This window comes from Pseudodesulfovibrio sp. S3, assembly GCF_004025585.1.
Classification (GTDB): Bacteria; Desulfobacterota; Desulfovibrionia; order Desulfovibrionales; family Desulfovibrionaceae; genus Pseudodesulfovibrio.
On sequence record NZ_QTZO01000030.1, the window covers coordinates 1 to 22,087 of the forward strand.

Consider the following 22,087-nt stretch of genomic DNA (forward strand, 5'->3'; position numbering starts at 1 on the left):
TCCTACAGCGATGGGCAATTGGAAGCGGGGCTTAGAGCCTGTTGTGCGCGGCGGAGCGTGGCCCGGAAAGCGTTCGTTCACGAACTTTCTTTCCCGGGCAGTGGAGCCGCGCTACAGGCTCTTGGTCACGATTCCAGGATCACAGCCCAAAAAAGGCGTTTTTGCCTACTTTTGTCGCCTTGAACAAAAGTAGGGCGCTGTAAGAGCGCAACACTTCAAAAGGATGACGAGCCTAACTTCCACCGCGAATGCGCTACCAATCAACCAACCCCACCCTGGAGGGGATACGCACTCACCACCGCGAATGCGCTGCGTATCAAAAACGGGAGATATGGGTATATAAGGTGTGTCTTTCGAAGGGAGCGCGCGTCGGTAGGCGGATGGTTGCAGTTGAAAAATAAACCAGTTTGAATCTGAAGTGCCGTATATCAAGTGGTTTTACTAAAGAAAAACACTCTATTGTTCTGTCTCGATCGGCCTTGGCCGAACAGTCCCTTGACCCCCTTCCATGCCTTGCCATCTCTGCCTTCCCGTTATAATGATCGAAAGCACTTTTTTTGTTACGGGTTGGATTTTCTTTTATCGTCACCATCATTGAAGGGTAGAGATCATGAGCAAACCGAATTTTGCGCCTTTGAAACTGTTCATTACCGGGCCGACCTATATTCGTCAGGATGTCAAGGAAGCGGCTCTTTTGCCCGAGTTCGGGCATCGGGATTCGGAGAATGATCTTCGTTTCGGTCCCATTCGCGAGAACCTGCGGAAGCTGGCCGGGGCGGGCGACATGTATGAGCCGATCCTGCTGTTGGGTTCCGGGTCCACCGGCATGGAGGCTTCCGTGCGCTCCCTGGTGGACGAGGACGAGACCATCCTGAACGTCTCGGTGGGCGCTTTCGGCGACATGTACTACAATATTGCCGCGAGCAACGAAAAGAAAGCCGAGAACCTCAAGTTCGATTACGGCCAGGCCATTGACATGGACGTACTCGAAGCCAAGCTCAAGGAAATGAAACCGGACGTGGTTTCCTTCACCCATAACGAGACATCCACCGGCGTGGTCAACGACATGAAGGCCGTGTGCGCGCTGATCCGCAAATACGGAGCCATGCCTTTGGTCGACGGCGTGTCCATCTTTGGCGGAGCCGATCTGGACCTGGCCAATTCCGGGGCCGCCATGTACGCCACGGCCACCCAGAAGGCCATGGGACTGCCTGCCGGATTCGGCGTGGCCTTCATCAGCAAGGAGGCCGAGGAAAAGGCCGAGAAGGTCACGAACAAGGGGCATCATCACGATATTACCAAGCACCTGGGCCGTGCCCGCAAGAACCAGACCCTGACTACGCCAAACTGCACTCTGGCCAACCAGATGTGGTTCCAGCTCGACCGGATCGTCAATGAAGAGGGCATCGAGAACCGTTTCGCCCGCCACATCGAGATGCGCGGCATGGTCGAAAAATGGGTGGCCGGTCTGGATGGGTTCGAGATGTTCGCCCCTGAAGGGTTCCGTTCCCCCACCGTATCCACCGTGGTCTGCCCCGAAGGCGTGACCGTGGCCCAGCTCAAGAAGGGCGTGAAGGAAGCGTTGCGCGGCGAGGGCTACCTCATGGATCCGGGTTACGGCAAGCTGAATACCGCCTTGGAAGACGCCGGGCGCCCCCTGGTCATTCGCGTAGGCCATATGGGCGACATCATGCCAGACATGCTGGCTGAATATCTTGGCAAGCTTGAAGTGGAATTGAAGAAACTCTAGCATACGAAGGGGAGGGGTGCCTGTGAGAATTCTCGCCAATGACGGTTTGGTTGACGAGGCCCAGAAATACCTGAAACAGCATGGGTTCACCATCGAGGTGGACAAACGCGACGAAGAGGACCTGATGAGTGAGATCGGTTCCTTTGACGCACTGCTGGTGCGTTCCGCAACCAAGGTCACCCGTGCCGTGCTCGAAGCCGGTGTCAGAAACGGCGGCAAGCTCAAGATCGTCGGGCGAGGCGGTGTGGGTACGGACAACATTGATCTGGATGCGGCCAAGGAATTGGGCGTCATTGTCAAGTTCGCCCCCAACGGGAATACCAACGCCACGGCCGAGCACGCCCTGGGATTGATGTTCGCGGTCGCCCGCCGTGTGCCCTTTGCCCATCATACCCTGATGAACGGCACCTGGCACAAGAAGCGGTTCAAGGGCGTTGAGCTGTTCGGCAAGACCCTTGGCGTCATCGGCTGCGGCCGCATCGGCCAGGCCCTGGCCGCCAAGGCGGGAGCCATCGGCATGAAGGTCATCGGCTATGACCTGTACCACTCCCTTGACGCGCCGCTGGAATACGTGGATTCCATCCCCGAATTGCTGGCCAAATCCGATTTCGTGTCCCTGCACTGCGGCGGCACCGAACCGGTCATCAACACCGAAGAATTCAAGCAGATGAAGGACACCGCATATCTGATCAATGCTTCCCGCGGCAAGAACGTGTCCGAGGACGCGCTCTACAACGCGCTGAAGACCGGTCAGATCGCAGGCGCTGCCCTGGATTGTTACGAGTCCGAGCCCAAACGCGAGGGGTTACCCTTCGAGAACAAGCTTCAGGAGCTGGACAACATCGTCATGTCCGCCCATCTGGGCGCATCCACCCGCAATGCCGGAGTTCGCACCGGCATGGAGATTGCCGAAGTGGTCACCGGCTACCTGCGGCGCGGCGAATATCATAACTCCGTGAATGTGGGTGAGACCGTGGAGGAAGAGGGCGCAACGGTTTACACCATTTTCATCACCCACGAGGACAAGCCCGGCATGTTCGGCAAGTTCGGCACCCTGATGGGCGAGATGGGTGTGAACATTCGCGAGAACAACTCCCGCAAGCTCGGTGAACAGGTCCAGACCGTGTATATGGTTCACGCCAAGCCCACGGAAGAAGTGCGCAAGGCCCTGAACAACATCGAAGGTGTGAATCGCGTGTCCATCTAGTTTGGCATATCAAGGATAATTGAAAGGCCCGGCGCATCGCGTCGGGCCTTTTTTTTCAGGCGGGGGAAGCTGTTATTTTCTGGACAGGAGCCAGATTACGTGGACCAGGCCGGGGAAGTAGCCGAGCAGGGTCAGCAACAGGTTGACCCAGAATTGCAGCCCCAGGCCGACCTTGAGAAAGGCTCCTATGGGCGGAATGAGGATGGAGATGATGATGCGGATGAGTTCCATGAAGGCTCCTTGTACTAGAAGAAATTGATAGAAATAACTATTAACTCTTTATTGCCGTCCATGCAAGTCGTGCGTCAGGGGTGCCCTGTCGTAATGACGATATCCGAGGCAATATGTCCGCTCAGGTTGTCATAGGGAATTGTCACCACCTGTTCGCCTGCCGCATAAGGCCCAACCTGATAGGGTGGGAAGAAAAAGGATACGCCTTCCGTGGTCAGGATGAACCGGTCGTAATTCTCGAAAAAGGGCTCGGTCCCGGCTTCGAGCATTTCCGGGACATACATGTCGCCCAGGGAATCGGGCAGGACGCTTCGGCAGATGGCGGCGACGGCTTCGAGGGCCGGGTCCGTGTCGGGGAAGAGTGCGGCCAGGGGCAGGTCGCGGCCGTTCGTCAGGTCGAACACCCAGGTCATGGGCCAGTGATTGGGGTGGGCGCCGCCGGAGTATACGGAGACGTCCAGCTTGACGGAGGCGTACCGCTGGCCGGGGGATGACCAAACTGCATACCGAATAGACATATCGTACTTGTGCGGAAAGTCCGTCAGGTCGTGGCCGGGGTCGAGTTTTTTGAGATCGAAGATGCGGTTGGAGACCCAGTCGCGGATGGTCCGGTTGGCATTGGTCTGGCAGAGCACGGGATACTCTGTGTCCACGCTGAATCCGGTGGTTTCTTCCCGGATGGTGACCGAGGTAAGCACGAGAGGGGCGCAGGGTGGACCGGCCATGAGCACTGACGGGCCGAGCAGGACCAGGCTGAGCAGGATCAGCAGCGTCAGGGTGTTGCGCATCTTTCCCCCTAGGATTCGAGTAACAGCTTTCTTTGTCCCCAGGCCGCCTGGCCGAGTGATATGCACCCGTCGTTGGGCGGCAGGAATTTGTGCATCAACGGTATCAGACCTGCGGCCTGAAGGGCGAGCGGTAATTCGGTCGCTATGGTCAGGTTCTGCATGACGCCGCCGGAAAGGGCCACGTGGTGGATATCCATGAGCAGGGAGAAGCTGTAGGCCAGTTCGGTCAGTCCGGTGATAAGTCCGAGGTGGAAACGCCGGGCAATGATCGGGACCGGGACGTTCCTTTCCAGGTCTTCCAGAACGGCCTCCACCAGGGAGAGGGTGTTCAGGGCCACCGGATCGTCGGATTTGAGGGGGCAGGGATAGGCGCCGTTTTCACGCATGTCCTGGATCTTCTCCAGCCGGATGGCGGCCTGTCCTTCGTAGGAGATGGTGTTTGCCAGTCCGCACAGGGCGGCCACGCCGTCGAACAGGCGTCCGCAGCTGGAGGTCTTGGGCGCATTGATGCCCTTTTCCATGATCTTGGGCAGGAAACGGCTTTCCGCTGCGAAACGGTCAAGCCACGGCCATGCGTATTTGCCGGGTTCCCGGACGCCGATTTCCCACAGGGCAGCCTGGGCTATGCGCCACGGCTCCTTGACCGCTGCCTCGCCGCCGGGCAGCCGGATGCGCGAGAAATGGGCCAGTCGCTGGTTGTCCAGGGTCTGCGGTTCCACCATCAGGCATTCGCCGCCCCAGATGGTCCCGTCTTCGCCGTAGCCCGTGCCGTCCAGGGCCAGGCCGATGGCCGGGCCGGTGTGTTTGTTTTCGGCCAGAACCGCGTAGATGTGGGCGTAATGGTGCTGGAGCGATGCCACGGGGATGCCGAGTTCGCGGCCCAAGTCTTCGGCCAGGGTGGAGGTCATGTAGTCCGGGTGCAGGTCGCGCACGATGAGCTCGGGTTTGATCCGCAGGATGTCCTGCATGTGCGCCAGGATTTCCCGGTGAAATTCCAGGGTTTCCAGGTTTGACATGTTGCCGATGTGTTGGCTGGTGAAAGCCTGGTCGCCCTTGGTCAGGGTCAGGGTGCACTTGAGCTCCGGGCCAGTGCCCAACACCGTGGCCCCTTTCGCGGGAAGGAAGACAGGCGAGGGGACGAAGCCGCGCGCCCGGCGCATGAAGATGGGGTCTCTGGTGATGGTGTTGACCCGGACCACGGAGTCGTCGGTGCGGATAAGGATGTCCCGGTTGTGGAACAGAAAAACGTCCGCGATCCCGCTCAGCCGTTCCAAGGCCTCGTCGTTGTCCAGACAGATGGGTTCGGAACTCATGTTGCCCGATGTCATGACCAGGGCCGGTGCGCGGTGGGATGCGGTCTCGGCAAAGTCGTTGAGCAGCACATGGTGCAACGGGGTGTAGGGCAACATCAGCCCGATGAAGTTGGTGTCCGGGGCCACCTGTTCGGAAAGATCGAATGGCGTGCGCTTGGCCGTCAGCACGATGGGGCGGTGGATGCCGGTCAGCCAGGTTTCTTCAGCCGGGAGAATGTTGGACAGCTTGCGGGCGCTGTCCATGTCCGGGACCATGACGGCCAGGGGCTTGTCCGGGCGGTGCTTCCGCTCGCGAAGTCTGGCTACGGCCTCGTCCGATGAGGCGTCGCAGACCAGGTGGAATCCCCCCAATCCCTTGACTGCGGCTATTTTGCCTTCGGCCAGTTCGTGGGCCAGACGGCGCAGGGATTCGTCGCCCTGGGCAAAGACGAGTCCGTCCGGGGCCGTCAGCCAGGTCTTGGGGCCGCAACGGGGGCAGGCATTGGGCTGGGCGTGGAAACGGCGGTCAAGGGGGTCTTCGTATTCGGCCAGACATTCAGGGCAGAGCGTGAACTTGGCCATGGAGGTCTGGGGCCGGTCATAGGGGATGGAACGGGTGATGGTGTAGCGAGGTCCGCAATTGGTGCAGTTGGTGAACGGATAGCGGTACCGGCGGTTGTTCGGATCGTCCATGTCCGCCATGCAGTCCTGGCAGGTGGCCACGTCCGGGCTTATGAGCACGTTGTGACCTTCTCCGCCTGTGGATTTGAGGATGGTGAATCCGGCTTCGCCGTCCACCTCGGGCAGTTCTTGGAAATCCAGGGTGACGATCCGGGCCAGGGGCGGAAGCTTGTCGGCCAGATCCTCGGAAAAGGCCGACACCTGTTCAATGCTGCCCTGCACTTCGATGAGCACGCCGTCGGACGAGTTGTTGACCGTTCCGGTCACGCGGTTGTCCAGTGCGATGCGATAGACAAAGGGCCGGAATCCTACGCCCTGCACTTGTCCTGTGATGGTGAATCGCTGCCGCATTTGCATGGTTTCCCATACCTTTCCGGTGCGATTTTCGCAAGTGGGAATCAGGATTTTGCGAAATGTTTCAGGAGGCTGCGGATGCGTCCTTTGACCAGCCGCATGGGGGCGAAGGAAAGTTCGCGTTTCGGGGAGAGTTCGAAGCCGGTGGTGTCAAACAGGCCGGGCTGTTCCAGCGGATACCCGATGCCAGCCGGGTCTGTGCCCGACATGTTCCGTGTGGCGGCCTCGGCCCACAGCGGCACCCGGGCGGGTGTCAGGCCGAGCAGGGCATAGACCGCCGTGTCCAGGGCGATGCCGTTGTTCGAGGCGGCCAGCAACCCCAGTGGGAACGGTACGCCGTTGATGGGCCCGTCCTTGTGCAGTGGGTGGATGCCGTCCATGAAGTGGACGGCGCGCGGCAGAGCGGCATACACGTCCATGAGCATGGAGCGGAACAGTTCATGGCTGTGGCCGAGCCGGTTGTGGGCCAGGGCCTTGCGGAAGCCGACCACACAGCCGAACAGATTCTTGACCGCGCCGGATATGGTCATCTGGCAGTGGACCTTGAGCTTGGGGATGTTCAGGATGTGGTCTGCTTCAAGGGCGTCCCTGGAGATGCCGACGGTCCCGCCTTTCGAGAGGGCGAGCGGAACCGCGTTTTTCAGGCTGTGGACCTTCAGGCCGAGGCCGTTCATGGCCTTGCCAAGCCCTGAGTTCCTGGCAACGTAGGCCGCCGGACCGAACGCGGGCGAGTCGGCTACGGTCACCCGCGCCCCGCATTCCAGAAGGTAGACGCACGCTGCCCGGACCACCAGCGGATGCGTGGTGCAATGGCGGGCGTTGCTGCCGTTGACCAGGTTGGGTTTGATCAGCACCCGGTCGCCGGGATTCGGCCTGAACCCTGAATCCTCAAGGAGCAAGGCCGTGGCCCGGTCCAGCAGGGTGGATTCGTATTCAAGGATCCTGGCGATGGCGACCTGTTCATTCATGTTGGCGAGCATAGTTCGTGGGGGCGTTGTTTACAAGACTAACGGTTGCCATCCGTCGAAAGAAAGGCGAGAATTGCTCATGCACTCTCTGATTACCCTAATGGACGTTAGCGTGACCCGGAGCGGGAAGCGTTTGCTCGGCCCCCTTTCCTGGCGGTTGGAGCGGGGCCTTCATACCGCCGTGACCGGCCGCAACGGTTCGGGCAAGACCACGTTGCTCCGTTTGTTGCGGGGCGAACTCATGCCGGATGCCGGAGGAGAACGGATGTACGATTTCGGTGCCGGTCCACAGCGTTCCGTGGTCGGGCTGCGTCAGCGTATCGGTCTGGTTTCGCCGGACATGCAGGAGTTCTATTTTCTTCATGCCCCCCGCGTGTCGGGGCGCAATGTGATCCTGGCCGGATTCTTCGACACCCCGATTCTCTACGAACCCGTGACCCCGGAGCAGGAAGCGGCTGTCGACGAAATCATCGGGTTGTTGGATATCCGGGAACTGGCCGAGAGCGAGTTACGCACACTTTCCACAGGGCAGGTGCGCAAGTTGCTGGTGGCCCGCGCCCTGGCCCCAAGGCCGGATGTCCTGTTGCTGGACGAGTGCCTGGATGGGTTGGACATGGTGTCCCGGGCCGAGATTCTCCGGTTGCTGGATATGGCCGTCGGGTACGCCACCCTGGTCTGCGCCGCCCATCGGGCGGGAGATTTGCCGGACTGTATCGACCGTGCCCTGGTGCTGGACAGCGGGCTGATCATGGCCGAAGGAACGCGGCAACAGGCTTTGAAGGAACTGCGCGGTCTGGCCCCGGAAATGGTGGCCTGCGATCTGCCCGTAGCGCAGGAGTCTGCCGCATTCGACTATCTGCTCCGTATGGAGAATGTGTCTGTGGTCACTGGCGGCAAACGCATCCTGCACTCCGTGAATTGGCAGGTTCTCCCCGGTGAAAACTGGATAGTGCTCGGTGACAACGGTGCGGGCAAGTCGTCTCTGCTCAAGCTGATCACCAGCGAGATCGCGCCCTATGCCGATGACCCGCAGGGTGTGGGCGTCATACAGCGGCTCGGCGGCATGACCATGGACGAGGCCCGGCCCCTCATCGGCGTGGTCTCGCCCGAACTCCAAGCGCGATACGCCCGGGAGTTGGGGTGGGAAGTAACAGCCGAAGAAACGGTCATGTCCGGTTTCCGTGGCAGTGTGGGCATGTTGGATGAACCGACCGGTCCTGAAAAGCTCCAGGCGCAGAAGTGGCTTGAGATCATGGACCTCAAGGGGATGGGAACCCGGAGACTGAGGCACATGTCCTATGGACAGCAGCGCAGGGTGTTCCTGGCCCGGGCCATGGCGCCGAGGCCGAAGCTGTTGCTTCTGGACGAACCCCTGTCCGGGCTGGACCCAGTATCCCGCAAGCAAATGGCCGGCGTGATCCAACGGCTGGCCGAAGCCGGAACGCCGTTCATCATGGTCACGCATCATGCCGAGGACAGGGTCGCCGCCATCAATAAAGTCATGGTTCTGGAGAAGGGAAAACAACGGTTTTGCGGTTCCCGCGACGAGTACGAAACAACCCTTAATATGGGGTAGGGCCGTTGAACCTCCCTTCTTAATTCTCTTTTTTATTTTCAGAAAAGTCTTGACTTCTTGGTCCAAGTAGCCAAATGTGCTTTTCAATATGTCAGCGGCACCATGGGGTGCGGTCTCAGTTTGACCGGTGCTGACTTGAATAGAAACAGGTATATCGAGAAGCAGTGTGCGCATCGTGTACACTGCTTCGCTCATTTATACATCGATGCATAGCATCAGATCTCATTCCTTAGGAGTTTTTTCATGTCTAAGAACATTTATGTCGGCAATCTGCCCTGGTCCTCCACTGAAGACGAAGTCCGCGCGGCTTTCGAGGCCTATGGTCAGGTCTCTTCCGTCAAACTGATCGAAGACCGTGAAACCGGCCGCCCCCGCGGATTCGGTTTTGTTGAAATGGACGACGATTCCGCTGCCCTGGAGGCCATCGAGGCCCTGGACGGCAAGGAATTCGACGGCCGCAATATCAAGGTTAACGAAGCTAAGCCCCGTGCCGAGCGCCCCCGCTGGTAATTTCGCTTAGCGCGTAATCTGGCAATCTTTGCCCGTCTCTCTTTCGGGAGAGACGGGCTTTTTTTCTCCGGTCAGTCAGGCCGGTCAATATTCAGCAAGGAGATATTTTGGCCAAACCCAATTACAAGTTTGCAAAGCGTCAGAAAGAAATGGCAAAGAAAAAGAAGAAAGAAGAAAAATTGCAGCGCAAGCTGGAAAAGAAAGACGATGTCGATGAGTTCGAGGGGGATTCGGATGCCCCGGATCAGGATGTCGAAGAAGCCTGAGCACCTTCCCCGTACCCTGCATACGCCCAATGGATTGCCAAGACCCTGCTCAGCGGATATCATCCGCCACAGTTACCACTCACGCGGAGGCAGTCGTGCGGCATAAAGGCGAAGTGACCTGGTTCAACGAACAAAAGGGGTTCGGATTCATCTCCGGCGAGGACGGCAGGGACATCTTCGTCCACTACACTGAAATCATCCGCGATGGGTTTCAAACCCTTGAAGCCGGTGAACAGGTTTCCTACGGCCTGGTGGACGAGGAGATCGGGCCCAAGGCCGTTGAGGTCCGCCTCGTCAAAGACAAGAAGAAATCCCTGGTGCTCTAGCTGGGGGTCAAGCCCATTCCCGGTCGCATGGTCTGGCCGGTCAGATTCGTCTCATATCCGCCTTGATCACCGATCCTGGCTTTGACCTCATCGGTCCTGATGATTTCAATCAGGGTCCGAATGCGGGAATCCTGCATGTGTACGGTCGGGATGACCAGATCATACCGTTCATGGGCCAGCGGGACGAAGTCGAGGTCAAGGGCCTTGGCCGCGGCATAGATGCCCAGGCCGCAGGAGGCCGCTCCGGTGAGTACATTCACGGCCACGGCCATGTGCGTGAATTCTTCATTTTCGTATCCTGCGACTTCGCGCGGGTTGATGCCCGCTGTTTTCAGGTGGTGGTCCAGCAGGATGCGTGTTCCTGCTCCCCTCTGGCGGTTGATGAAGATAATGTCATCGCGGGTCAGGTCGGCCACGCCCCGGATGTTCAGGGGATTGCCCTTGCTCACGATGAGTCCCTGGTGCCGTATGGCCAGGTTGATCACGGTCACTTCGAGGCCCGGCAGGTAGCGGTCGAGGAACGGAAAATTGAAGTCGCCGGTTTCCGGGTCGAACAGGTGCGCTCCGGCGAACAGGGCCGAACCGGCCTTGAGCGCGGTCAGGCCGCCCATGGACCCGGCGTGGCTGGACACCAGGCGCAGGGGGTCGGCCAATCCCATCAGTTCGTTGGCGAGCAGGTCCAGGGTGTTGTCGTGGCTGCCCACATGGACCAGCACCCGGTCGAGTTCGCTTCGCGGCACGAGCAGTTCGGCCCGCACGGTTTCTCCCTGCTCGACGCCTTCCACATCCTCGCCGATATACGTCACGGCCTGGGCCTTGGTCATGGTGGTGATCATGCCTGCCCCGCGAGCCAGGGGTGCGGCCACGATATTTTTTCCGATGCGCCCGGCAGCCAGTCTGATGGCCTCGCGCATGCCCGCTTTGGACGGGGTTTTCCGGGCCAGGATCATGTCCGTTTCAATGCGTTCGGGTGTACCCTTGCCCATGAGCCAGTGCACCACGGGCGCAAGAATTTTTTCATGGCAGACGATGGCCGACACCGGATATCCCGGTGCGCCCACCAGCAACCGTCCCGGATGTCCGCTGCGCGCATCGGTCACGGCCAGCAGGGTGGGCTTTCCCGGCATGACCGAGATGCCGTGGGCCAGGATCGAGCCGATGGATTCGAAGACACGTTTGGAGTAATCCTTGCTGCCCGCGCTGGAACCCGCCCCGACCACCACCATATGACAGCCTGATTTTAGTCCGGCCATGACAGCCTGGCGCAGGGTGTCCTCGTCGTCGGGCACCGGGGTCGACCAGGTCATTTCAACGCCCCAGGCATCGGCGTATGCCTTGAATACCTGGGAGTTGGATTCAATGACCTGCCCGGCTCTTGGTTCTGGTTTGCCGAGAAAATCGAGTACCTCGTCACCGGTGGGCAGGAAAATGGTCTTCAGCTTCTCCCGAACCTCGACGTCATAGATGCCTGCCGAGATGAGTGCACCGATGTCCGACGGCATCAGTTCCCGGTTTTGGGGGATGAGCAGTTCGGTGGCCACGATGTCCTCGCCGATGCGGCGGACGTGCTGCCACGGAAAGGCCGGTGCGTCGATGAGCACCGTGACCTCATCCTTCTGCACCACGTTTTCGATCATGACCACCGCGTTCATGCCCTCCGGCAGGGGATTGCCGGTGTTGACGAACAGGAAGCCGTCCCCCTGATTCAGGGAGACAGATGCGTCTTCGCGGGCCATGAAGGTGGAGTCCGCCTTGACCGCAATGCCGTCCATGGCCGCAGCATGAAAGGTCGGAGAGGAATACTCGGCGTAGATCGGTCCGGCAGTGACGCGCCCGGCGGCCAGATGCGTGGGCATAACCTCGGTGCCGAGCAACGCGGAGCGGTCCAGGGCGGCCTTGGCCCGGGCAACAGCCTCTTCGGGTGGGATCGTTTGCAGATATATGTTTCTTTCGGTCATGGGGGCCTCCGGCGGCTCTCCGAGGGCTTGAGGAACCTTTTGAAAAAGGTTCCTCAAGAACTCCTCCAAAACTTTTTATTGCGCTTCGCGAGTTATGTGGCGCGTGTCAGATCAGATACCATATGAAATCGTTTTTCTGTTCCAACAAGAGCAAATCGGGTCTCTTGCGCCCCTCCCCCTTTTTTTTACCTCACTGCAAAGCGGCACCAAAAAAGTTTCGGAAAAGAGGGGGGATGGGGCCGGGGCGCTTCCTTTATTCGTACAGGAATTCGCCGTCCTTGTAGATGACCATTTCCGTGCCGCCCTTGAGGGTGGCGGTGACGGTTTTTTGTTCGGTGTTGACCAGGTCCCAGTGCAGTGCGGAGTCGTTGAAGCCGAGTTCCTTCTTTTTTGCCGCGTCCAGGGAGGACTGGTCACCCGCATAGGTGTCGGCGTAGGACGCGCCCACGGCCACGTGGCAGTTGCCCTGGGGGCCGCCGAAGTTCTCGTCGAACAGGGTATTGGCCATGAAGGCGTTGATCTTGGAGAAACGGCGGTCGGTCAGGGAGAATTCGCCCAGCCGGTTGGCCCCCTCGTCCAGGGTGAGCTGTTTGGCCACGAATTCCGCGCCGGTCTTGGCTTCGGTTTTGACGGCGATGCCCCTTTCAAAGGTCAGGCGAACGCCTTCCACGAAGTTCCCGGAGCGGAAGGAGGGCTGGTCTGCATAGTAAATGCCCTCGGTGCCCCGCCAGTCCGGAGAAAGGAAAATCTCGAAGGAGGGGATGTTGTGGCCGGAGACGCCGAGCCAGCGGCGATCCTTGCCGGGCACCACTGTCAGATCGGTGTGTTCGGATTTGATGTTGAGGTGTTCGATGGCGAGGCTGTTGAGCCACGCCTTGACCTTTTCGGCTTCGTTGAAGATTTCGGCCCAACGGGCGGGCGGGTTGTCGTCGTCCAGGTAACAGGCCTTGACCACCTGGGCCTTGAACTCGTCCATGGTCAGCTTGGCCGCCTCGGCCAGGGCCTTGGTGGGGTAGATGCACAGCGTCCAGCCGAAGTCACCGGTCTGTTCCCGCACTTCCATGATCTCGCGCATGAATTTGCGGGCCACGGCGGCCTGGCCGATTCTTTTCGAGTCCACATCCTGGAGGTGGGTCAGGGACGCCGGGGCGATGAGTGAGATCAGCCCGTTCAGGCTCTCGGCGAATTCCTTGTCTCCGGCAGGAATGTCCGTGAGCTGGGCCTCGGTTCCCTTGCCGTAGAAGGAAAGCTCCATGTTGGCGGTCATGTTTTGGCGCGGGATCGGGTTGATGCCTTTTTCAATGAGCATATCGAACATGGTCTCGGCCAGGGGCAGGGCATCGGCATCAAAGCGCAGCAGTACGAAATCACCCGGTGCATAGGATTTGGTCCGGGCGGTGGTCAGACCCCACCACAGGGTCTCTGCATATTTTTTCAATTCTTCCTTGGTGAACATATGGGTACCTCGCGTGGTTAATGATCGGTTTTGGTCAGGGCAGGGTAAACGACTCCGGGGCGTATCACAACCCAACTTTACCTGCCCTCGTTTTGGTAGGAGATATGAAAAGAGATATCATGTCTTGACACTGGACGCGCCTGAATATATCAGCAAATTCGTGCCCGGTCTTCCGAGGCAGGATTCGTACATTGAACTGGCGCGCTGAACCGATTTGCGACCGCAAACCACAGGCGCGAAAAAAAACAGTCTCGCATCAGGCGGGCATCCCAAATTATTTCTGGAGGAAAAAATGGGCTACACTATTACTATCGACACCGACAAGTGCACCGGCGACGGCGAATGCGTGGACGTTTGCCCCGTTGAAGTTTACGAGCTTCAGGACGGCAAAGCCGTGGCAGTCAACGAAGACGAATGTCTTGGTTGTGAATCTTGCGTCGAGGTTTGTGAATCCGACGCAATCACTGTCGAAGAGAACTAGTCTTTACGTTCTGACATGGTTTCGGGAGTGGCGGTTATTCGCCGCTCCCGTTCCATTTTCCGGCTGAGGATGACACCTGAATGCATCTATGCCGAGCTGAAATCAGGACCGTGTCAACGAGAGTATGGCCAGGTTCTGTTTTTCTTCGCGTCCCGTAGTGTTCTAGCCGGAGTTCAAGCCGCAACCGTCGTTCGATGACGTCTTCATTTTCGAGCACGATCTGCCCGGTTTTCTTCCCCTGTACGGTTGACGGCACCAAATCACGACTTAATTGATCTGAGCACAAACCACCTTTGGGCGGCAGTTCAGCCGAACCGGACCAGGAGCAATAGAATGGCCCTTGATTTTACGGAATATTTCAAAAAATATGAAGCCATCGTGGCCGATGTCGATGCCGTTTTCAAGAAATTCGAAAACGATATGCCGGACCTGGTTCGATGCGGCAAAGGATGCAGCGATTGCTGCTACGCCTTGTTCGATGTCACTTTGGTGGAAGCCATGTACATCAATGCCAAGTTCAATGAAAAATTCTCCGGCCTGGAGCGGTCCGCCATACTGAATCGCGCCGACGCGGCAGACCGCCAGATCTACAAGCTCAAGCGCAAGGTCTTCAAGGCAAGCCAGGAAGGACAGCCCACCAACGACATCCTGTTGGAAGTGGCCAAGGCCCGTGTGCGGTGTCCCCTGCTGGATGATAACGATCTCTGCTCCATCTATGAAAACCGTCCCATCACCTGCCGCTTGTACGGCGTGCCCACTTCCATCGGCGGCGAGGCGCATACCTGCAACAAGGCGGGCTTCAAGGGGGGAGAGAAGTATCCCACCGTGAACATGGACATCGTCCTGGACAAGCTGCTCGCCATAGGCAAGGAGCTCCGGGTGGGCATCGGTTCCCGGTTCAAGGAATTGGGCGAAATGCTGTTGCCGGTCTCCATGGCCATTGTCACCGAGTATGACGAGCAGTACCTGGGCGTGGAAGCTCTCAAATCTCCCTTTGTTCAAACCTCTCCCGATGAGCAGGAGCAGCCCAAGGAAATCATCGCCCCCGATGCGCCCAAGTCTGCGGCCTGTGCCACCTGTACCGAAAGCAAGTCGTCCTGTGAAAGCTGTGGCGAATCCATAGTGCTCGGCGGCAAGGACTAACCATGACCAAGACCGTCAATTACGAGGATATGCCTGCCCATGAGGTCGAATCCCGCAAGCAGTACATGTACGACAAGATGTCGCCGCGGCGGCGCAAGTTCGTGGACCGCATGGGATATGAGAACTGGGACCCGTTTCAGGCACCGTTCGATCCCATCGACATCCGCCAGGACAAGACCGGATTCACCTCTTCCCAGCTTTCCCAGCTTTTTATCAGGGACTCAGGCAGGCACGCCAATCAGGAGTTCATTGACCAGGTCAACGAATTCAATGTCATGATGGTCATGAACTTTGAAAAGGTCCGCCCGGTCTACGAGTTTTGCCTCTGGTATGCAGAGCACTGCAAGAAACACGGCGTCGAGCCATAAAGCGTAAGGATATCGACATGGAACATTTCGAGAATGTTGACGAGTACATTGCCGACCTCAAGGCCAAGCTGCAGGCCAATCCCTCGTGCGGAAACACCCATTACAATCTGGGCGTGGCCTATCTTTCCCGCCGTGATTTCGTTGAGGCCGAACGGGAATTTCTCGATGCAGTGGCCCATTCCCCGCGCATGGCCGAGGGCTACGTGCAGCTTGGCGGCATCGCCCTGCAGCGCGATGACCTCGAGTCCTGTCTGAACTACAACATCCAGGCGACCCAGCAGCGTCCGTTCTTTGCCGTGCCCTGGGGCAACATCGGATTCGTGCTCATGCAGCAGGGCGAGAACGACAAGGCGCACAAGGCCCTCAAGAAAGCCCTGAAACTCGATCCCGAGTTTGCCCAGGCCCAGGCCACCATGTCGAGCCTGCTCATAACCATGGGCGAGTATGAAGATGCGGACAAGCTGCTCAAGAAGATCCTGAGCCAGCACGCTCATTTCGGCCCGGCCTGGAACAACAAGGCCATTGTCGACGCCCATTTTGAAAAATGGGATGACGCTGCCAAATGTATTGCCAAGGCAGAGGAATCCGGTTTCGACGTACCCGAGGAATTTAAGAAGGAAGTTGCGGAGAAAAACAAATAGGAATTATTCCTGTTGTCACGCTTCCGGGAATGCTTATATATGAGGGACCGTCAATGTGGCGGTTCCTTTTTTCTTTGGAGGAGTTGTCATGTCTCGATTCCGTAGTGCCAAAAAGAAGATCCGTGAAATCCTGGCCGGCAGCGATTGGCAGGCCCGACTTTCGGAACTTGATGAATATCGTCCGGGCGACATCGTGCCGCCGTTGTTGAACCTGCGTCTGGACAAGGACGAGGCCGTGCGCTGGCGTTCGGCCACGGCCTTTGGCCTGACCGTGGGGCGCATGGCCGAGGCGTCCATGGAAAAGGCCCGTGTGGTCATGCGCACGCTCATGTGGCACATGAATGAGGAGTCCGGCAACCTGGGCTGGGGAATTCCCCATTTCATGGCCGAGGCCATGGTCAACAACCGGAAGGTGGCCAAGGAATTTCACAAGATTCTGGTTTCCTACATCTTTTGTGATGCCGAGTGCGACGGTAATTTCCTGGATCACCCCGAACTGCGCCGGGACGTGTATTGGGGGCTGGCGAGACTGGCCGGAGTCCGGCCCGAACTGGTGGCCCATGGCGAACGCTTCCTGATGGTCGGGCTGGACGACCCGGACGCCCACAACCGCGCCTACGCCGCCTGGGTGCTCGGGGAGATCAAGGCCGCGGGCGCAAGGGACAAGCTGGAAACGCTCAAGGACGACGGCGCCGAAATCCGCACGTTCAGGAACGGCGAGATCGTGGACACAACGGTAGGGCGGATGGTGTGCGAGGCCCTTGAAGGTGTCGGCTAAGTGTTTTGTCAAATAACAAAACAAAGCCGCCCAACTGGGCGGCTTTGTTTGTTTACGGCTTTTTTTGTTACAGATAATACTGCCTGAATTCTTCGCTCGGCTCAATGTCGGCATAGACATACAGGGATACGCCGTAAGGGTCGAGGGTGCAGAACCCCCGGTCGCCCCAGGGGTGGTCTTCCAGGGGCATGATGATGGGCAGACCTGCCGCGTTCAGTCGCTCAAAAGTTTCATTCACCAGAGTTGGTGTTTCCAGGCGCAGGTTGTAGATGAGGCCGCCTTGGTATTCGGCGTGTTCCGGGCTTTGCGGCTGCATGAATTGGAGGGTGGGGCCGCCCTTGCCCAGTTCGAAGTTGATGTACCAGCCGCAGTCGAAGAACAATCTGCCGTCCAAGTGGGTTGGGTAGAACGAACGGGCCGGGTCCAGGTCCTTGACGATGATGCAGGGGGATATGTTGTTCGGTTTCATGATGTCTCCTGAAGGGATTGATTACGGTTTGATGGCCAGGTGATTCTGTACACCAGGCAGCCGTTCTTTCATACCCCTTAATGAGAGATGGAACAGCGGTCGGGACGGATGGCGTTTTGATGAAAGGGGAGCGCCTTTAAAAAAACAAAAAAAACCACAACACATGCTTGACAACTCACCGTCTCCAATATAGTTATGCACTCCGCTTCGACGAGAAGGCGCGTAGCTCAGGGGGAGAGCATTTGCTTGACGTGCAAAGGGTCGTGGGTTCAAATCCCTCCGCGCCTACCAGAACATCCCCGGAAGGGAGGCCTCAGTGCCTCCCTTTCATTATTTAGAGCTTCCGGCGACGTGCCGGGCAAAGGAAAGAAGAAGTGCAGATAGAAGTCTCAGGCAAACAGGTTGAATTGGCCGAGGGCGCGACTTGCGCCGATGCCCTGCAAGAGGGGCTGTCCAAGAAGCAGTTCAAGAACGTTGTCGCCGCCAGGTGCGAAGACGCCGTCATTGATCTGTCCACCGTTGTTTCCGAGACCTGCACTACCATCGAGCCCGTCTTCGCGGACAGCGAAGAGGGGCTGAAAGTCATCCGCCACTCCGCTGCCCACCTCATGGCAGAGGCTGTCAAGAAGCTCTTTCCCACCGCCAAGGTGACCATCGGTCCGTCCATCACCGACGGATTCTACTACGATTTCGACTATGAGCGTCCGTTCACGCCCGAGGACCTGGAAGCCATCGAAAAAGAGATGCTTTCCTCGGTGGGCGCGAACAAGGACTTTGTCCGCACCACCATGTCCGCTGTCGATGCCAAAAAGCTTTTTTCAGACATGGGCGAGACCTACAAGCCCGAAATCATGGACGACCTGGGCGGTGACGAATTCTCCATCTACACCCACGGTGATTTCGCTGATCTGTGCCGTGGTCCGCACGTGGCCCGTACCGGCATGATCAAGGCGTTCAAGCTGCTTTCCGTGGCCGGAGCCTACTGGCGCGGCGACGAGAAGAACAAGCAGCTCCAGCGCATCTACGGCACGGCCTGGCAAGATCCCAAGGCGTTGAAGCAGTACCTCACTCGCCTGGAGGAAGCCAAGAAGCGCGATCACCGCAAGCTCGGCAAGCAGCTCGACCTGTTCTCCTTCAGCGACGAAGTCGGTCCGGGTATGTCCCTTTGGCATCCGCGCGGCATGCTGCTTCGGACCATTCTGGAGGATTTCGAGCGCAAGGAACACCTGAAGCGCGGCTACCAATTGGTCCAGGGGCCGCTGATCCTGAAAAGGGAGCTGTGGGAAAAGTCCGGCCACTACGACAACTACCGTGAAAACATGTATTTTACGGAGATCGAAGATCAGGCCTACGGCATCAAGCCCATGAACTGCCTGTCGCACATGATCATTTATAAGAGAAAGATCATGAGCTACCGCGACCTGCCCCAGCGGTATTTCGAGTTGGGCGTTGTACACCGGCATGAGAAGTCGGGCGTGCTTCACGGGTTGATGCGAGTGCGCACCTTCACCCAGGACGATGCGCATCTGATCTGCCGCCCGGATCAGGTCGAAGAGGAAATCCTTGATCTCATCAAATTTTATCAGGACATCTACGCCCTGTTCGACTACGAATTCGACGTGGAGCTGTCCACTCGCCCCGAAAAGTCCATTGGTTCCGACCAGGACTGGGAAGTGGCTACCGAAGGATTGCGTGTGGCGCTGGACAAATCGGGGATGGCTTATGCTATCAACGAAGGGGACGGAGCCTTCTACGGACCCAAGATCGACTTTCATCTGCGCGACTCCATCGGCCGCAGCTGGCAGTGCGGCACGATTCAGGTGGATTTCACCTTGCCAGAGCGGTTTGACATAGTATATGTCGGCGAAGATGGTGAAAGGCACCGCCCTGTGATGATTCATCGTGCCATGCTCGGCTCTATCGAACGCTTCATTGGCGTCTTGACGGAACACTGTGCAGGTGCGTATCCTGTATGGCTTGCTCCTGTACAGGCTCGGTTGCTGAACGTGACCGATGCGCAGGCTGATTTTATGAAAGAAGCCGAGGTCTTGTTGGCATCAAAGGGCATTCGCATCGAAGCTGATGCCCGCAACGAGAAGCTCGGATACAAGATACGGGAAGCTCAAGTTGAGAAGATCCCGTTCATGTTGGTAATCGGTGACAAAGAGGTTGAGGCCGGATGCGTCAATATCCGTTCAAGAGACGGAGAAGACCCCGGAATGGTTACACTGGAGGAAGCCGCGCAGTTGATTTTGGATGCTGCAAAGGCTCCTTTCGAAGCAGGAGGCATGAGCTATAGCTTTTAGGGGTAATGACCGTCGTGACCAGAAGCGCGAAGATCTGGTCCGGCGCAACGAAAGGATTCGCATCCCCAAGGTGCGGGTCGTGGATGATGACGGCGAACAATTGGGTGTGCTGGCAACTCGTGACGCGCTTGACCGCGCTCGGGAAAAGGGCCTTGATCTTGTGGAGGTCGCGCCCAATGCCGATCCGCCCGTTTGCAAGATCATGGATTACGGAAAGTTCAAGTACCAGCAGCAGAAGAAGCTGCAGGAAGCCAAGAAGAAACAGACCGTAATCAAGATCAAGGAAGTCAAATTCCGGCCCAAGACCGATGAGCACGATTACCAGACCAAGCTCAAACAAATTGTAAAGTTTCTGGATGGCGGAGATCGCTGCAAGGTGACCATCTTCTTCCGGGGACGCGAGATTGTCCACAAGGACCGCGGGCTGACCATGCTCGAAAGGGTCGTGGTGGATACTCAGGACATCGCTAAAGTCGAGAGCAAGCCCATGTCAGAAGGACGGACCATGACAATGATGCTTGCCCCCGTAAAAAAATAGAGACTTGAGACAGGGACATGATCCCTTTCTAGGAGGATACTATGCCTAAAATTAAAACTCGCCGTGCAGCTGCCAAGCGGTTTTCCAAGACCGCTACCGGCAAATTCAAGCGCCGCCGCAAAAACTTGAGGCACATTCTGACCAAGAAGAATGCCAAGAGAAAGCGTCGTCTGGGACAGTCCACCACCGTGGACAGCACCAACATGAAGGCTGTTCGTCGTCAGTTGCCCAACGGCTAGCAATCCGACTGAATACGCCTGCTGGTCGCGTTCAAGAGAGACAGGGATTGGCCTTGTCCCGCACGTAGCGCCAGTTCGGCTCAGACGAGATGCCCCGTTGAATCACATTAATCTTTAAAGCAATCCGCCTCGCTGGGGGAGTCCGTCCGGCCCGGGAGGTAAGTTAAGAGATGGAGGTTTTACCATGAGAGTAAAGCGTGGAGTCGCCGCCAAGAGGCGTCACAAAAAGTATCTGAAAATGGCCAAGGGCTACCGGGGCGCTGGTTCCCGTTTGTATCGTACCGCCAGAGAGCGTGTCGAAAAAGCCCTGTGCAATGCTTATAAGGACCGCAAGCGCAAGAAGCGTGAGTTCCGCAAGCTGTGGATCATGCGTATCAACGCCGCCGCCCGCATCAACGGTGTGTCTTACAGCCGTCTGATGAATGGGTTGAAGCTGGCCGGCATCGAGCTGAACCGCAAGGTTCTGGCTGACATGGCCGTGCGCGATCCCCAGGTCTTCGCCAAAATCGCAGAGGCAGCAAAAGCCAAAGTGAGCTAGATTGTGAGTAGTGATTTGAAGTCCTTCTTGGAAGGACTCGACAGCCTGGCCCAGGATTGCGAATCTCGCAAGGGCCAGGCTTGTTCGTTAAAAGAACTGGAGGAACTCCGTATCGAGTTCCTGGGCCGCAAGGGCAAGCTCGCCCAGATCATGGGGCAACTTGGTGTACTCGACAATTCCGAAAAGCCCGCTGCGGGAAAGAAGGCCAACGAGGTCAAGCAGCTCATCACCGGGCTGATCGACGGTTGGGAAGCCGAGTTGAACGCCGCCGAGTCGAACCAGGCGCTTTCCAGATTCGACCCCTCCATGCCGGGCCGCAAGCCGTGGGCAGGTTCCCTGCATCCGGTGACCCTGGTCATGGATGAGGTCTGCTCCGTGTTGAACGGGCTCGGTTTCGAGTTCGCCGCGGGCCCAGAGGTGGAAAACGACTGGCACAACTTCGAGGCCCTGAACATTCCGCCCGAGCATCCGGCCCGCGACATGCAGGACACCTTGTATGTCTCGGACAACATCGTGCTGCGGACCCACACGTCCGGTATGCAGATTCGAAGCATGCTCAAACAGAAGCCGCCTGTGGCCGTCATTGCTCCGGGCAAGGTCTATCGTCGCGATTCAGATCTGACCCACACCCCCATGTTCCACCAGATCGAGGGATTGCTTGTGGACAAAAAGGTGTCCATGGGCGATTTGCGCGGCACCCTGACCGCGTTCGTGCGCCAGGTGTTCGGAGCCAAGACCGAAGTTCGCTTCCGTCCGAGCTTCTTTCCCTTTACCGAACCGTCGGCCGAGGTGGACATCTCCTGCGTGCTTTGCGGCGGCAAGGGCGAGAAAGACGGTTCCACCTGCCGTGTCTGCAAGGGAACCGGCTGGGTTGAGATCCTGGGGTGCGGCATGGTCGATCCGAACGTGTTCAAGGCCGTGGGGTATGACCCTGAAGTCTACACCGGCTTCGCTTTCGGCACGGGCATCGAGCGTATCGCCATGCTCAAGTACGGCATCGGCGATCTGCGCATGTTCTTCGAGAACGACGTCCGCTTCCTGGAACAGTTCGCATAAGATTACATGATGGCGTGCGGGAGGCGACTGCCTTTCCGCACGCCTCTTTGACATATTGAACTCGGCAGAGTTCATACCTTACAAAGACAACGTTCCCACTTTCCCCTGAACGCGCGGCAGCGCCGATACAAAGTTTAGGAAGGGAGAGGGGATGGGGGTTCGGGGGA

At 58.1% G+C, this 22,087-nt stretch carries 23 protein-coding genes and 1 tRNA gene; 17 read left to right on the plus strand and 7 right to left on the minus strand.

Annotation, left to right across the window (positions count from 1 at the left end; translation table 11 throughout):
* The first annotated feature begins 610 nt into the window (after positions 1 to 610).
* Together DWB63_RS16615 and DWB63_RS16620 are read left to right on the plus strand one after the other, a co-directional pair.
* Complete coding sequence (locus DWB63_RS16615; protein ID WP_128329991.1) at positions 611 to 1,750, plus strand: aminotransferase class V-fold PLP-dependent enzyme; 1,140 nt, start codon at positions 611 to 613, stop codon at positions 1,748 to 1,750.
* 22 nt (positions 1,751 to 1,772) lie between these two features.
* Positions 1,773 to 2,957, plus strand: a complete 1,185-nt coding sequence (locus DWB63_RS16620; RefSeq protein WP_128329992.1) for an NAD(P)-dependent oxidoreductase — start codon at positions 1,773 to 1,775, stop codon at positions 2,955 to 2,957.
* 72 nt (positions 2,958 to 3,029) lie between these two features.
* Here the strand turns inward: DWB63_RS16620 and DWB63_RS16625 are convergent, their stop codons facing one another.
* The 4 genes from DWB63_RS16625 to DWB63_RS16640 all read right to left on the minus strand — a co-directional run bounded on the left by DWB63_RS16625 (position 3,030) and on the right by DWB63_RS16640 (position 7,271).
* Positions 3,030 to 3,188 carry a YqaE/Pmp3 family membrane protein gene (locus DWB63_RS16625; RefSeq protein ID WP_128329993.1) on the minus strand — a complete coding sequence of 53 codons (159 nt, stop codon included), beginning with the start codon at positions 3,186 to 3,188 and terminating at the stop codon, positions 3,030 to 3,032.
* Between the two features lie 74 nt (positions 3,189 to 3,262).
* On the minus strand, positions 3,263 to 3,976 hold the full coding sequence (locus tag DWB63_RS16630; protein ID WP_128329994.1) for a DUF3298 and DUF4163 domain-containing protein: 714 nt from the start codon (positions 3,974 to 3,976) through the stop codon (positions 3,263 to 3,265).
* An 8-nt stretch (positions 3,977 to 3,984) separates the two neighbouring features.
* The gene (gene hypF, locus DWB63_RS16635; protein ID WP_128329995.1) at positions 3,985 to 6,306 is read right to left on the minus strand and encodes a carbamoyltransferase HypF; all 2,322 of its coding nucleotides are present in this window, start codon (positions 6,304 to 6,306) and stop codon (positions 3,985 to 3,987) included.
* 41 nt (positions 6,307 to 6,347) lie between these two features.
* A complete protein-coding gene (locus DWB63_RS16640; protein ID WP_128329996.1) occupies positions 6,348 to 7,271 on the minus strand; it encodes a DUF362 domain-containing protein in 924 nt (307 codons plus the stop codon).
* A gap of 79 nt (positions 7,272 to 7,350) precedes the next feature.
* Here DWB63_RS16640 and DWB63_RS16645 point away from each other — a divergent pair, with 79 nt between their 5' ends.
* From DWB63_RS16645 to DWB63_RS16655, 4 genes are all read left to right on the plus strand, one after another.
* Entirely contained in the window at positions 7,351 to 8,847 is a 1,497-nt protein-coding gene (locus DWB63_RS16645) for an ATP-binding cassette domain-containing protein (RefSeq protein ID WP_128329997.1), read from the plus strand.
* Between the two features lie 243 nt (positions 8,848 to 9,090).
* The gene (locus DWB63_RS16650; protein ID WP_128329998.1) at positions 9,091 to 9,357 is read left to right on the plus strand and encodes an RNA-binding protein; all 267 of its coding nucleotides are present in this window, start codon (positions 9,091 to 9,093) and stop codon (positions 9,355 to 9,357) included.
* A 107-nt stretch (positions 9,358 to 9,464) separates the two neighbouring features.
* Positions 9,465 to 9,623 carry a hypothetical protein gene (locus DWB63_RS17395; protein ID WP_164879934.1) on the plus strand — a complete coding sequence of 53 codons (159 nt, stop codon included), beginning with the start codon at positions 9,465 to 9,467 and terminating at the stop codon, positions 9,621 to 9,623.
* A 95-nt stretch (positions 9,624 to 9,718) separates the two neighbouring features.
* Positions 9,719 to 9,949 carry a cold shock domain-containing protein gene (locus tag DWB63_RS16655; protein ID WP_241648897.1) on the plus strand — a complete coding sequence of 77 codons (231 nt, stop codon included), beginning with the start codon at positions 9,719 to 9,721 and terminating at the stop codon, positions 9,947 to 9,949.
* Here the strand turns inward: DWB63_RS16655 and DWB63_RS16660 are convergent.
* Positions 9,946 to 11,907 carry a molybdopterin biosynthesis protein gene (locus DWB63_RS16660; RefSeq protein WP_128330000.1) on the minus strand — a complete coding sequence of 654 codons (1,962 nt, stop codon included), beginning with the start codon at positions 11,905 to 11,907 and terminating at the stop codon, positions 9,946 to 9,948. The two genes, DWB63_RS16655 and DWB63_RS16660, sit on opposite strands and share 4 nt — an antisense overlap.
* 253 nt (positions 11,908 to 12,160) lie before the next feature.
* Positions 12,161 to 13,363 (minus strand): aminopeptidase, encoded by a 1,203-nt coding sequence (locus tag DWB63_RS16665; RefSeq protein WP_128330001.1) that lies wholly within the window; start codon positions 13,361 to 13,363, stop codon positions 12,161 to 12,163.
* A gap of 292 nt (positions 13,364 to 13,655) precedes the next feature.
* Here DWB63_RS16665 and DWB63_RS16670 point away from each other — a divergent pair, with 292 nt between their 5' ends.
* The 5 genes from DWB63_RS16670 to DWB63_RS16690 all read left to right on the plus strand — a co-directional run bounded on the left by DWB63_RS16670 (position 13,656) and on the right by DWB63_RS16690 (position 16,774).
* Complete coding sequence (locus DWB63_RS16670; protein ID WP_128330002.1) at positions 13,656 to 13,844, plus strand: ferredoxin; 189 nt, start codon at positions 13,656 to 13,658, stop codon at positions 13,842 to 13,844.
* Positions 13,845 to 14,177: 333 nt separating this feature from the next.
* Positions 14,178 to 14,987, plus strand: coding sequence for a YkgJ family cysteine cluster protein (locus DWB63_RS16675; RefSeq protein ID WP_128330003.1), 810 nt, complete (start codon positions 14,178 to 14,180; stop codon positions 14,985 to 14,987).
* 2 nt (positions 14,988 to 14,989) lie between these two features.
* A complete protein-coding gene (locus DWB63_RS16680) occupies positions 14,990 to 15,355 on the plus strand; it encodes a hypothetical protein (RefSeq protein WP_128330004.1) in 366 nt (121 codons plus the stop codon).
* Between the two features lie 17 nt (positions 15,356 to 15,372).
* Positions 15,373 to 15,996, plus strand: coding sequence for a tetratricopeptide repeat protein (locus DWB63_RS16685; RefSeq protein WP_128330005.1), 624 nt, complete (start codon positions 15,373 to 15,375; stop codon positions 15,994 to 15,996).
* 88 nt (positions 15,997 to 16,084) lie between these two features.
* A complete protein-coding gene (locus tag DWB63_RS16690) occupies positions 16,085 to 16,774 on the plus strand; it encodes a DVU0298 family protein (protein WP_128330006.1) in 690 nt (229 codons plus the stop codon).
* Positions 16,775 to 16,841: 67 nt separating this feature from the next.
* On the opposite strand, the gene DWB63_RS16695 is transcribed toward DWB63_RS16690, so the two are convergent.
* Entirely contained in the window at positions 16,842 to 17,243 is a 402-nt protein-coding gene (locus DWB63_RS16695) for a VOC family protein (protein ID WP_128330007.1), read from the minus strand.
* A gap of 216 nt (positions 17,244 to 17,459) precedes the next feature.
* Here DWB63_RS16695 and DWB63_RS16700 point away from each other — a divergent pair.
* From DWB63_RS16700 to pheS, 6 genes are all read left to right on the plus strand, one after another.
* A tRNA-Val gene (locus DWB63_RS16700) sits at positions 17,460 to 17,534 on the plus strand.
* An 83-nt stretch (positions 17,535 to 17,617) separates the two neighbouring features.
* Positions 17,618 to 19,549 carry a threonine--tRNA ligase gene (thrS, locus tag DWB63_RS16705; protein ID WP_128330008.1) on the plus strand — a complete coding sequence of 644 codons (1,932 nt, stop codon included), beginning with the start codon at positions 17,618 to 17,620 and terminating at the stop codon, positions 19,547 to 19,549.
* On the plus strand, positions 19,539 to 20,087 hold the full coding sequence (gene infC, locus DWB63_RS16710; protein WP_128330009.1) for a translation initiation factor IF-3: 549 nt from the start codon (positions 19,539 to 19,541) through the stop codon (positions 20,085 to 20,087). Before thrS ends, infC begins: the two co-directional genes overlap by 11 nt.
* Before the next feature lie 41 nt (positions 20,088 to 20,128).
* On the plus strand, positions 20,129 to 20,326 hold the full coding sequence (rpmI, locus tag DWB63_RS16715; protein WP_015416378.1) for a 50S ribosomal protein L35: 198 nt from the start codon (positions 20,129 to 20,131) through the stop codon (positions 20,324 to 20,326).
* A gap of 184 nt (positions 20,327 to 20,510) precedes the next feature.
* On the plus strand, positions 20,511 to 20,864 hold the full coding sequence (gene rplT, locus DWB63_RS16720) for a 50S ribosomal protein L20 (RefSeq protein WP_128330010.1): 354 nt from the start codon (positions 20,511 to 20,513) through the stop codon (positions 20,862 to 20,864).
* Between the two features lie 3 nt (positions 20,865 to 20,867).
* Positions 20,868 to 21,920, plus strand: a complete 1,053-nt coding sequence (gene pheS, locus DWB63_RS16725) for a phenylalanine--tRNA ligase subunit alpha (RefSeq protein WP_128330011.1) — start codon at positions 20,868 to 20,870, stop codon at positions 21,918 to 21,920.
* Positions 21,921 to 22,087 lie beyond the last annotated feature (167 nt).